The 11,781-nt window shown below is 60.7% G+C and carries 12 protein-coding genes and 1 pseudogene; 6 read left to right on the top strand and 7 right to left on the bottom strand.

What is annotated here, in order from left to right:
• Window positions 1–846, top strand: an 846-nt coding sequence (locus JWR89_RS03470) for an aldo/keto reductase (RefSeq protein WP_299711840.1), incomplete at its 5' end; no start/stop codon positions are given.
• A gap of 62 nt (window positions 847–908) precedes the next feature.
• On the opposite strand, the gene JWR89_RS03465 is transcribed toward JWR89_RS03470, so the two are convergent.
• From JWR89_RS03465 to JWR89_RS03430, 7 genes and pseudogenes are all read right to left on the bottom strand, one after another.
• A complete protein-coding gene (locus JWR89_RS03465; protein WP_299711846.1) occupies window positions 909–1,493 on the bottom strand; it encodes a redoxin domain-containing protein in 585 nt (194 codons plus the stop codon).
• 2 nt (window positions 1,494–1,495) lie between these two features.
• Window positions 1,496–2,415 (bottom strand): annotated as a pseudogene (locus JWR89_RS03460) (MOSC domain-containing protein); the annotation flags it as partial.
• 46 nt (window positions 2,416–2,461) lie between these two features.
• The gene (locus tag JWR89_RS03455; RefSeq protein WP_299711838.1) at window positions 2,462–3,373 is read right to left on the bottom strand and encodes an alpha/beta hydrolase; all 912 of its coding nucleotides are present in this window, start codon (window positions 3,371–3,373) and stop codon (window positions 2,462–2,464) included.
• Between the two features lie 41 nt (window positions 3,374–3,414).
• Entirely contained in the window at window positions 3,415–4,347 is a 933-nt protein-coding gene (locus tag JWR89_RS26285; RefSeq protein WP_366142963.1) for a heme-binding protein, read from the bottom strand.
• A gap of 64 nt (window positions 4,348–4,411) precedes the next feature.
• Window positions 4,412–5,257 carry an enoyl-CoA hydratase/isomerase family protein gene (locus JWR89_RS03440; protein ID WP_299711837.1) on the bottom strand — a complete coding sequence of 282 codons (846 nt, stop codon included), beginning with the start codon at window positions 5,255–5,257 and terminating at the stop codon, window positions 4,412–4,414.
• The gene (locus JWR89_RS03435; protein WP_299711836.1) at window positions 5,241–6,272 is read right to left on the bottom strand and encodes a DUF4331 family protein; all 1,032 of its coding nucleotides are present in this window, start codon (window positions 6,270–6,272) and stop codon (window positions 5,241–5,243) included. Before JWR89_RS03435 ends, JWR89_RS03440 begins: the two co-directional genes overlap by 17 nt.
• 158 nt (window positions 6,273–6,430) lie before the next feature.
• Window positions 6,431–7,141: a type 1 glutamine amidotransferase domain-containing protein gene (locus tag JWR89_RS03430; protein WP_299711834.1), complete on the bottom strand. Its 711-nt coding sequence runs from the start codon at window positions 7,139–7,141 to the stop codon at window positions 6,431–6,433.
• A 322-nt stretch (window positions 7,142–7,463) separates the two neighbouring features.
• Between JWR89_RS03430 and JWR89_RS03425 the strand changes: the two genes are divergently transcribed.
• The 5 genes from JWR89_RS03425 to JWR89_RS03405 all read left to right on the top strand — a co-directional run bounded on the left by JWR89_RS03425 (window position 7,464) and on the right by JWR89_RS03405 (window position 11,734).
• Window positions 7,464–8,519 carry an alpha/beta hydrolase gene (locus JWR89_RS03425; protein WP_299711833.1) on the top strand — a complete coding sequence of 352 codons (1,056 nt, stop codon included), beginning with the start codon at window positions 7,464–7,466 and terminating at the stop codon, window positions 8,517–8,519.
• 53 nt (window positions 8,520–8,572) lie between these two features.
• Window positions 8,573–9,898, top strand: coding sequence for an epoxide hydrolase family protein (locus tag JWR89_RS03420; protein WP_299711843.1), 1,326 nt, complete (start codon window positions 8,573–8,575; stop codon window positions 9,896–9,898).
• A gap of 62 nt (window positions 9,899–9,960) precedes the next feature.
• Window positions 9,961–10,809: an enoyl-CoA hydratase/isomerase family protein gene (locus JWR89_RS03415; protein WP_184514859.1), complete on the top strand. Its 849-nt coding sequence runs from the start codon at window positions 9,961–9,963 to the stop codon at window positions 10,807–10,809.
• A 33-nt stretch (window positions 10,810–10,842) separates the two neighbouring features.
• Window positions 10,843–11,268 carry an OsmC family protein gene (locus tag JWR89_RS03410; RefSeq protein WP_299711829.1) on the top strand — a complete coding sequence of 142 codons (426 nt, stop codon included), beginning with the start codon at window positions 10,843–10,845 and terminating at the stop codon, window positions 11,266–11,268.
• A 37-nt stretch (window positions 11,269–11,305) separates the two neighbouring features.
• Window positions 11,306–11,734 (top strand): cupin domain-containing protein, encoded by a 429-nt coding sequence (locus tag JWR89_RS03405; protein ID WP_299711827.1) that lies wholly within the window; start codon window positions 11,306–11,308, stop codon window positions 11,732–11,734.
• The last annotated feature ends 47 nt before the right edge of the window (window positions 11,735–11,781 follow it).

Genomic DNA, 11,781 nt, shown 5'->3' with positions numbered 1-11,781 from the left:
CTGGAAGCGGGATTTCGACATCTCGATTGTGCGGAACGCTACCGCAATGAAGCCGCGGTGGGCGAAGCGATTCAGGAAGCGTTCAAGGCGGGAACGCTTCAGCGCGAGGATCTGTTCGTCACCACGAAGCTATGGAACACCAATCATCGCCCGGAGCGGGTCAAGCCTGCGTTCGAGGCGAGTTGCCGGCGACTGCAACTCGATTATATCGATTGTTACATCATCCATACTCCCTTTGCCTTTCAGCCCGGCGACGAGCAGGACCCGAGGGACGAGCGCGGTAGGGTGATCTACGATCCGGGGGTTGCGCTGGTCGATACGTGGCGGGCGCTGGAGCGCCTCGTGGACGACGGTCACTGCAGGTCGATCGGTCTATCGGACATTACTCTGGAGAAGCTGCGCGAGATCGTTGCGGCCGCGCGGATCAAACCTGCCATGGTTCAGGTTGAATCGCATCCGTATCTCCCCGAATGGGAGCTGCTCGATTTTTGCAGCGAGCACGGCATTGTAGTGCAGGCGTTTGCAGCGTTGGGCCATGCCATGGAGCCAAATGTGCTGGCCGACCCCGTGATCACAGCCATCGCGCAGCGCGTGCATAAGACACCGGCTCAAGTTGCTCTGGCCTGGGCCGTACAGCGAGGTACCGCTTTCCTGACTACCTCGACCAAGCCTCAGCGGATCCAGGAGAGCTTTGATATTTCGACCCTGCCTGAAGACGCGATGCGGGAGATTCGGGACCGCATCACGACGAATGTCCGGTTCAACTCGGTGGTAGAGACGGGCGTGCCCGGATTTATTCCGCGGGCTCGACGAACTGAATTGAGCGGCGCGGAGCCACCAAGATGAAAGTGGCGAACTCCGCGTTCGGTTCGCAAGTGAGAGAAGTCGGGCGGACTCAGCGCCAGCTGCTAGCTCTGTTCACCGAGAGTTTGAGCAAAAGTCTTGCCGTACGGATAAAAGGAATCCTTGCGGCTCTGCTGCCACGCAGCTTTTAGGTCGGGCGTTGTAATGTCCCAGTCCGGCCGGCATTTCCTGCCGACGGCACGCAGGTCCTGACGAAGCTCTTCGATCGTGGGCCGTCCGAAGAACCAGTAGCCGTTGTAGATCTTGTGAATGACAAGGGCGGGCTCGAGTACGATCACGTGCGGAATCATCGGATTGTGGACGGCGTCGGTGTATTCGGCGATGTCGAGATCCTTCTGAACGAGGCGCCGCGGATCGGAGAGAAATGGCCAGTGAGCGCCTATTCCGCTGCGATTTTCGTTGGTCTCGGTGATGTTGTCGGTGCTGATCGTGACCAGCCGGCAGTAGCCGATTTCCATCTCCCGATGAAGTTGCAGCAAGCCTTCTGCCTGACGTCGGTCTTTTGGGCAGAAGGCGCCGCGGCTGAGCACGAGCACCATGGGATCGTGTCCCTGCAGCTCGGAGAGTTTTCGATGCCTCGCGGTGTGATCGCTAAGCTCATAGTCCGGAAAAATGGCTCCGGGTACGATATCACGCTCACACGATAGTAGGAGGCGCCAGGTCCTCCCGACAGGGAGTAGCTGCGCATCAGCGCCAGCGCAGATGCCGGCCCGAGCCGCAGCACGACGAACTGCCCGGGAGAGCCGTGGCGATGGGTTGTCCGTCCGTGGGTTCGAGCAGCAGCGAAGTAACATTGTCGCTCTCGCGCAGCTTGCGCGATACGCGAAGCGGACGAAATACGCGCCACGCCGGAGGCGGACCGGCCGCTGCATTGAGTCCGGCGTTGCCGGTCGTTACGCTGCCCTCGCTCTGCTGGGTGAGCAACGTCTCGAGGGAACGACGCCACCCGACGCTCAGCGACGGGATGCGCAGCGCGCGCTCGAGTCGATCGCGGGGGGGACCAGGCATGTAGAGCAGTGCATCAATCTCGGACACGCTCATGTGCTCGGGCCTGGAGGCGACCCGCGTAATCTCGTCGCCGGCCTCCACTTCGCCTTCCTCCAGCACACGGAAATAGAAGCCTGGCCTCCCGTGTTTGACCACCAGCGCGGCCATTTCCGGCTCGTTCATGCGGATGCCCAACCGGTAACAGGTGACGCGCGGCTGTGTAACCTCGAACAAGGCACTGCCGACCCGGTAGCGATCTCCAATACACACCCCGGCATCCGGCAGGCCATCGACGGTAAAATTCTCGCCGAACTGCCCATAGACGAAGTCGTTTCGTCCCAGATGGCTCTGCCAATATCGATAGGAATCCGTCTGATGGATGAATACAGCCCGGTGTTGGCCGCCGTGGCCGTTAAAGTCACCCTGTCCGTCGCCGTCGATGTTGAGACGGCGCACCATGCGCGGCCCGTCAACCGGCGTCTTCCAGATGCCGGTATGGACCGTCTGGCCCTGCCAGGCGATGTCGCGCGGCAGGCCCACACTGACCGAAGGCAAGCGTCCCATCACATTTCCCGATCCCCGTTTTGAATTCCGTGCGCCTTCCCCGCTGCTAGGCTTTGTTCTTGTCCAAGCGCGCGAGGAATTTACGAACCAGGGAGGCGATCGCGTCAGTGGCTTCGTCCAGCGCGAAATGTCCGGCTTCCAGGATATGGATTTCACACTTTGGCACCTCGCAGGCATAAGCCGTCGCGCCGGCGACGGTGAAGGAGGGGTCGTATTTTCCCCAAACCACCATTGTCGGCGGCTGTACCGTGCGAAGCCAATTTTGCCAGCGCGGATAGGAGGCGACGTTGGTCCGGTAATCCAGAAACAGCGTGGTCTGAATGTCGGCCTGGCCCGGACGGGTGAGAAAGGCGTATTCGTCGGTCCACGTATCCGGATCGTACCGATCGGGATGGGGACTGGAACCGATATGACGCTGACGCGTCGCCTCAAAGGACGTGAAGTTGGTCTTGAGGTTCGCAAGCTCGCGGGCCGGATCCGCCCAATACTTTCTCCGTGCTTCCCAGAGTGGGCTTAGGCCCTGTTCGTGAGCAACCGCATTCTGGATGACGAGGGCGCGGACGCGTTCGGGGTGGGCGAGCGCCATGCGGAATCCAACTGGCCCGCCATAGTCCTGCATAAACAAAACGTAGTTCGTGATGCCGAGCTTGGTCGTGAGTTCATCCATCACGCGTGCGAGACTATCAAAACTGTATTCGAAGCCTGACGGGGAGGGTGCGCTGCTATGGCCGAAGCCGGGATAGTCGGGAGCGATGAGATGATATTTGTCGGCCAGGACGGGAAGTAGTGGTTCCCACATCCGCGATGACGATGGAAAGCCGTGCAGCAGCAGCACGGTCAGCGCATGAGCCGGGCCGGCCTCCCGATAAAAGATATCAAGGCCCTCGATCTCAACACTGTGATAGGAAATCGACTGTCGGTTGAATGTCATGGTTTGCGCCGGTGCGTTGCTGCTCATGCAAGTCAATGCGGCTGAGACGACAAGCAGGGACGACGCATTCACAACGTAGCTCCGCTACCAGCTGCCGTATGTCGAACCACGCTCGTGAGTTCGGGCGTGAAGCTGGTGTCGCCATCCTCGATGTGTCCGGTCAATCGCGCGGTGATCTCCTGGAACACCCAGCCGTTGCCGTCCGGATCGCTGAACGAAGCAAAAGACGCGTAGCTCTTTCGCTGCGGATTTGGACCCCTGATCAGGCTTTCTCCTTCGGCATGGTGGAATATGCCGCCGGTGTCGTGGAATGGCTCGCTGACCGCGATGCCACGGCGAAGCAGGTCTTCTCGGGTGGCCTGGATGTCGGATACGATCAGGTGCAGCCCCTTCGCCGAGCCGGGCGGAGCTTTGCTCACGTTCTTGCCGAACATGATGGAGCACCCGGAACCGGGCGGCGTGAACTGAACCACGCGGTAATTGTCGCCGGCGGAATAATCGATGTCGAGCCGCCAACCCAAATCCGCATAGAAACGCTTGGCGCGATCGGGGTCCGCGACGGGGATCACGACGACCTCAAGCTTCATGTCGCTCTTGCGCGTGGCTGCCCGTTCCCGAAGTGCGGCTTCAAGGATAGCGACGTCCTGCTCAACGGTGCCACCGCTGACGCCGACGCCCGCGACCAACTGGCCCACGCTGGTAAGCGGCGCGCCGCCGCCCATCGAACAAAACCTTCCCCCGGACAGGCCCATCAGCGGGAAGAGGTCCTTTCCGGGCTGCACCAGCGGAGACAGATCGGCCGTTCGCAATCCGACCAGCGCGGACGTGTAGGCTTTCCGTTCCGATATCTCGATCGAGAAAACTGGCGCTCCGCTCATGCGATGCTGGAGAAGGATGTTGCCGTGAATATCGATGACCGTAACGGCAACCGGAACTTTGGCGCGTACCGACTGCGCTTCGACGCGGTCGGCAATATTCTTCGCAAAGGTAAGCAGATCCATGGACGTGTGCTTTCTAATGGGTGTTGCGCGCGAGAAAAAATCCGGGTTCGGCTATTCGAGTGCGTCAGCCTCCGTGGCCGAGCCGCCCGACATAGAATCCCAGGCGATCTTCCGCGTCTCCGGGCTTATGAAACCCCTGCTCAAGCAACGCCTTGATCCTGCACTGCGCTGCGGGTCGAGGGATCGAGGCCATGCACGTGTCCCAGCCGGCAGCGATCTCGACATCCGGCGGCAGGCTGGCGGCATTCACGAGGCGCTTGGTGTTCGCGATCGCCCATTTGTCAAACGACGCGATGCGCGTCACCAGTGCATCGACGAACGCGTCGAGTTCGGCGTCCGGCAGCGACCTGTTGACATAGCCATAGGCTTCAGCCAGGTCGCCCCCGATGTCGTTGGAACTGAGCAGCACCTCCAAGGCTCTTTGCCTGCCCATTTGCCGCGGCAGGCGCGCCATCGGCCCTCCGCCGGCGACCAGGCCGACACCCACTTCCCACTGCGAAAGCAGCGCTTTCTCACGGCTGGCGAAACTCATGTCGCAGGCCAAAGCCAGCTCGCTTCCGTTTCCCGTCGCGCGGCCGCGAATCATAGCGATCGACACCACGGGAAGGTGCGTGATGCGGACGAGGATGTCCGGCCACGCCTCCAGTCCCGTCGGCCCTTGAGGCATGCCGGTCAGTTCCTTGAAGTCGGCGTTGAAATCACTGTGATTGAGAAAAAATCCGTCAACGGCACTTTCAAACACCAGCACCCTGACATCCTTGTCAGTTTCAACGGTCATGATGAGCTCTCTGAACTCGCGAACGAGTTGCGGGCCCATGACGTTCAGCGGAGGATTATCGAACGTGACCCGCCAACAATTGGGCGACGAACGGGTGAGCCGGATCTGCGCTTTCTCAGTCTTTGCGTGCATTAGAGCCTCCATGCAGTGCTTCGTACGCCTTGAATCGTTCGGCGGCTGCCGTGTGCGGTGGGCCCAGATATGGAAATTCTGCAAGCAAATCCCAATGAGGGCCCACACCGTCAGATTTCACCCTTCCGTTGGTCAGGAGAGAAAGGAAATGATCGAGGACGTCGTCGGTAAGCGCCCGGCCGTTGCCCGGATACGAGGCGGGAAGCGCGGGATCGAAATGCAGGATGTCGGGCAGCAGCGTCGCTGCCAGGCGCATCGCATCGACCGGAGCGTAGCCTCCCGTGTGCTCTAGCGAATGTGCAAAGATCGGAATGAAGCGACTGTCCCCGGCAGGCTCCGACGCCTGATAGTCGGCACTGGCGTCGCCCGTCAAGAAAATGGACTGCGACGGCTTGGCACCGCGGTCGGCTTGAATCCAGCTACCGTTGGCAACATCAACGGTCCGCGCCCAGACACCGAACGGTTTGGCTCCGAGAGCCGAGCGCGGCAACTCGAGGACGATGCTGCATACGTCCTTGTCGATGAAGTTGTCCTTGCCGCTGAAGTGGAAGTCATTGATGGCACCGATTGGATCAAAAAAGAACGGATCGCTCCGCCAGCCGGCAAAGAAGCGATGGTCTTCGGCTTCCACCACGAGCGCCTCTCTATCCATCGAGACCGGCCACTCTTCAATGAGCCGGCCCGCGTCGCCGGTCTCGGCGGCCTCGGCGCCCTCGACCCGGCGCAACACCGCGGTTTGCTTCCCGTTTTCAAATGCCGAGAAGCGTACGCGGTACGCAATGTCTGCGACCGCATCTCCGTTGGTGTCGATCTTGAATTCATAGATCGCGTCAGCGGAGAAAGGCTCGGGCATGGTCGCCTCCGGCGCAAGAAGGCTGAAGGAAGGATGGACGTTCATGATCAGCACTAATCTGCTCGCATCTGCAGGCGAAGGGAATGCGTACAGGTCGGTCAAGTCCAGGCGCGCGTCCCCACGAGGGAACCCGACATTGGGTCCGGAATAATGGTGGGACATGAAATGTACTTCCTCGAAAATCTCAGACTCTCTGACAGAGCCGCCGGCGAACCGGGCCGCTCCACGTGGAACTATCGAGTGACGGGTGCCGTGGTGAAGCTCCAATCAAAGGTGGCCCCCCCAGGCGACCCGTCACTACGACCGGTTGTTATGTCGATCTACGAAGTCCGGGCGGTGGCCGGTTTGGTCTTTTGCTTCACGGCGGCCATCAGCGTCTTCGCGGCGGGGCCCGACGAATGCGGATTCTGTCCCGTGATCAGCAAGCCGTCGCTGACGACGTGGACACCCCAGTTGGCGGTTTTCGAGAACACGGCGCCCAGTTTCAGCATCTCGTCTTCGACCAGGAAGGGCACCACATTGGTGAGGCCGACGTCGGCTTCCTCGCCGTTGGTGAAGCCGGTAACTTCCTTGCCCTGCACCAGCGGCTTGCCGTCCGGCGTCTTGACATGACGCAGCGCACCGGTCGAATGACAGACGACGGCGATCGTCTTGCCGGCTGCAAGGAAGGACTCGATCAGCCTGGCGGAATTTTTGTCTTCGGCGAGATCCCACATCGGGCCATGGCCGCCCGGATAGAAGAGGGTGTCGAAGTCTTCCTGCCTGACGCTATCGAGACGAAGGGTCTTGTCGAGCTGAGCTTCCGCGCCGGCGTCCTTCTCGAACCGGACCGTGAGGTCGGTGCGGTTTTCGGGCTCGTTGCTCTTCGGATCAAGCGGCGGTCGTCCGCCCTTTGGCGACGCCAGCGTGATCTCGACGCCGGCGTCCTTGAAAACATAGTAGGGAGCGGCGAGTTCTTCGAGCCAGAACCCTGTCTTTCGTCCGGTGTTCCCCAGCTGGTCGTGTGATGTGATCATCATCAGCACCTTCATGAATCTCTCCTTGGTTGCGGTGGGTTAATGAAGCGCCATCCGGCATCGATAAAGATGCTCTGGCGCAGGCTCATTCCCTTCGCGGCACAGTACCGAGTGGGTCCCGGAAATCGCGAAAGCAAGTGGGGTGATTTCTAGCCGACGGGCCGCACCGCATTCACTCATACATTGAGCGCCGATCACTCATACATTGATATGAGCGACATCTTCCCAACGTTGAATGGTTCAAAACGGCGCGGGCGCACAACATCCGTTCGAGGCTGCTGCACGTATCGCAACGCTAGTTGTGGCGACACAAGCGGGGCAAAAAAGGGTGACGCATATGATAGGCAAGGACTGCCCGAACATCTTCGGACGACGGCGATTTCTCGAGGTTGCCGTTGGCGCACTGGCGACGACGCAACTCGTGCCGGACCAGCCCGCCAATGCGGGGTTGGTCCTCGACAGACCCATCGAGGTGGCGCAATCCGAGGTTCCGGGTTCGGCTACGTCCTTGAAACAGATCGACGCCGGCGTGCTCGGCGTCGGATACGTTGAGGCGGGTCCCATCGACGGACCGACGGTCATTCTGTTGCATGGCTGGCCTTATGACATCCACAGCTTCGGTGAAGTCACGCCGCGGCTGGCATCGGCGGGTTTTCACGTCATTGTTCCCTATGCGCGGGGTTACGGCTCGACCAGGTTCCTGTCGAAGGAAACACCGAGGACGGGTCAGCCGTCTGCCCTGGCCGTCGATATGATTGCGCTGATGGACGCACTCAAGATCAAGCAAGCGACGGTCGCCGGCTTCGATTGGGGAGCGCGCACCGCCGATATCGTTGCCGCACTCTGGCCGGATCGCGTCAAGGGCATCGTCTCCGTGAGCGGGTACCTGATCGGAAGTCAGGAAGCGGGGAAGATGCCGCTGCCTCCGAAGGCCGAATTGCAGTGGTGGTATCAGTACTACTTTGCCACGGAACGCGGTCGCGAGGGTTATTTCAGATATCGGCGTGAGTTCGCCGAGTTGATCTGGAAGCTCGCATCTCCAAAGTGGGAGTTCAGCGATGCGATGTTCGCTCGTAGCGCTGCAGCTTTCGACAATCCGGACCACGTCGATATCGTGATCCACAATTATCGATGGCGGCTCGGCTTGGCCCAAGGCGATCCAAGCCTGGATGAGCTGGAGGCGAAGCTGACTGCTGCGCCGGAGATTGCCGTGCCGACCATTACTCTCGAAGGTGACGGGAACGGCGCGCCACACCCGGACCCCGCGGGCTACGCGAAGAAGTTCTCCGGTAAGTATCTGCATCGTCTCGTGAAGGGCGGGATCGGGCACAATCTGCCGCAGGAAGCTCCAGCCGCCTTTGCCCAGGCCGTCATCGACGTCAGCAAGAGCTGATCCTTTAACTTACATCAGGAGCAAGTGACATGGTTCATCTCCCTCATCCCCCGATGCTACGAACCGCCGATTTTGAACATTCCCAGGATCGCCGCCAGTTCCTCAGCACAGCCGCGATGGGCATCGTGTCTGCAAGTGCCGCCAGCATGTTCACTACACATCCGGCGCCGGCGGCGGAAAGTCGCGCTATTCGTCCTTTCCACATCGATATCCCCAGGGAGGCGCTCGTCAACCTGCGCGAACGCTTGATCGCGACCCGCTGGCCGGACCGCGAAACGGTCGCCGATCCGTCCCAGGGCGTGCAGCTGAGGACTGTCCAGCAGCTCGCGCAGTATTGGCAGGCGGATTATGACTGGCGGAAAGTGGAAGCGCGGCTCAAGGCCTTGCCGCAGTTCGTCACCGAGATCGACGGGCTCGATATTCACTTCATTCACGTTCGCTCGAAACATGACAATGCGCTACCGATGATCGTTACCCACGGTTGGCCTGGCTCGATCATCGAGCAGATGAAGATTATCGATCCGCTGACCAATCCCACGGCGCACGGCGCGAGCGCATCGGACGCTTTCCATCTGGTGATCCCGTCGCTGCCGGGACACGGCTTTTCGGGCAAGGCGACTGCGCCCGGGTGGACCCCTGTCAGCATTGCTCGTGCGTGGGCGACGTTGATGCAACGGCTCGGCTACACACGATATGTGGCGCAGGGCGGGGATTGGGGGAACGCGGTCTCCGAGGTGATGGCGCTGCAGCAGCCGCGGGGATTGCTCGGCATTCACACGAATATGGCGGCCACGGTTCCAGCCGATGTTTCCAAGGCTCTTTCGGCCGGCGGCCCGCCGCCCGCAGACCTCTCGGCTGATGAAAAACATGCCTGGGACCAACTCGATGATTTCTACAAGCATGGCTTGGCCTACGCCCAGGAAATGTCGAACCGACCGCAGACGCTTTACGGGATCGCGGATTCGCCGGTCGGTCTCGCCGCGTGGATGCTGGATCACGACATCCGAAGTTACGGTATGATTTCACGCGTCTTCGATGGAATGACTGAGGGGCTGACCAGGGACGACGTCCTCGACAACGTCACGCTGTACTGGTTGACGAACACCGCGGTCTCCTCGGCGCGGCTCTACTGGGACACCGCGCAAATTTCGACGGGAGGAGGCTTCTTCGACGTCAGGGGCGTCACGATCCCCGTCGCCGTGAGCGCTTTCCCCGACGAGATCTATGCGGCCCCGCGAAGCTGGGCAGAGCGGGCGTATCCCAAACTCATCCACTACAACAAGCTCGACAAGGGCGGCCACTTCGCAGCCTGGGAACTGCCTGAGCTGTTCTGCGCCGAGATGCGTACGGCCTTCAAGCCGCTACGCCAGTCGATCTGATTCGAATCGACTCGTGCGCAAGCGCGTGTCCCTCCTCCAAACAGACATCAGGAGTGCATATCATGAACCGACCCGAGCGAACTTTTACGACTGAGCAAATCCAACTGGAGCGCCGTCTACCATCATACTGGCGTGTCACCTTCGACATGCCGCCGGTGAACATCTTCGGTCCGAAGCATCTTCCCTTACTCAACGACGTCATCACCACGATCGAGACCGATCCGGAGGTCAAGGTCGTCGTGTTTGACAGTGCCGTCGATGGCTTCTTCATCACGCATTACGACTTTCTCGCGCCCCTCGAAGAATCCCTGAGTATTCCGCCGGGACCTACGGGGCTGCAGGCGCTTCCCGACATGCTTGTCCGTCTCAGCCGTGCGCCGGTCGTATCCATCGCCTCGATCCGGGGCCGGGCGACCGGGGTCGGCAGTGAGCTTGCGTTGGCGAGCGACATGCGCTTCGCGAGTCGCGAGAAGGCCATCCTGTCGCAATGGGAGGTCGGCGCCGGCCTGGTGCCTGGCGGCGGGCCGATGGCGCGATTGCCGCGTCTGATGGGGCGAGGGCGTGCGCTCGAAGTGTTGCTCGGCGCCGACGATATCCCCGGCGACCTCGCCGAACGATACGGCTACGTCAACCGGTCGTTGCCGGACGCCGAACTCGACGGGTTCGTCGACGCGCTCGCGATGCGCATTGCGTCGTTCGACAAGGAGGCCATCGCTGAGACCAAGCGTCTCGTTGACGTCGCAAGCCTGCCGGCGGATCTGGAAATTCGGCCTGAGTGGGATGCGTTCCTGGCCTCCCTCGACCGTCCCGCGAGCCGGAAGCGAATCAAGACTCTGATGGAGCGTGGCTTCCATCGCGCGGGCGACGTCGAAAATCGGCTCGGTTTCCATGTTGGTCAACTCGGCGACTGACCAAGATCCGTCTATTTTGAACGGGGTAGTTACATGATCCGCAAAGCAACAGCAGTTTGGCAAGGCACCGGCCGGGCGGGAAACGGGAATCTCTCCAGCGAGTCCGGTGTGCTGGCCGAAACGCCGTATTCGTTCAAAACCCGTTTCGAGAACGAAAAGGGCACCAATCCGGAAGAGTTGATTGCGGCTGCGCATGCCGGATGTTTCACGATGTCGTTGGCATTCGTGCTTCAAGGCGCCGGCTTTACGCCGACGGAACTCAGGACGGAGGCGGCCGTGACGCTTGAAGCCGACGGTAATGGCTTCCGCATCAGCCGATCTGCGCTGACGTTACGCGGCAAGGTGCCAAATCTTGACGACGCGGCATTTGTTCGCCTCGCCGGTGACGCCGAAAAGGGGTGTCCGGTGTCCAAGGTTCTCAACGCAACGATTACACTGGACGCGAAGTTGATCCAGTAACCGCGGAGCAACGATTGCCTGGAAAACGAGAACTCCCATGACCCGCAATCATCAACCCGGCCAGTCCGACTTCAAGGCGATCCTGCCCGAAGACGTCGAATGGAAGCCGTTCGCGGCGTTTCCGCCTGGCGCGCGTCTCGCCGTCATGGTCGGGCATCCGACCGAGCCAGGACCCTATGTGGTGAGAGTCAAAGTTCCGGATGGCACAATACTGATGCCGCATAAGCATCCCGAGGATCGCATCTACACGGTCATGTCAGGCGTCTTCTACATCGGGCTCGGCGAGACGTTCGATGGCGGTAAGGTGAACGCCTATCCGCCCGGAAGCGTCATCGTTCTGCCCGGTGAGACTTGGCATTTTCACTGGGCGAAGTCCGGCGAATACGTCACGCAGGTGACGGCGATCGGTCCGCTGGGCCTCGAATATCACGACCTGCACGACGATCCGCGCCATCAGCACGCCTGAGTCGTTTTTCTGGTGCGGTGTGGCAATTGACGGGCTCCGCATGTGTC

This window comes from Tardiphaga sp., from assembly GCF_028290785.1.
GTDB lineage: Bacteria > Pseudomonadota > Alphaproteobacteria > Rhizobiales > Xanthobacteraceae > Tardiphaga.
The sequence above is the reverse complement of the archived record's forward strand: the minus strand, read 5'-3'. Positions and strand labels throughout refer to the sequence as shown.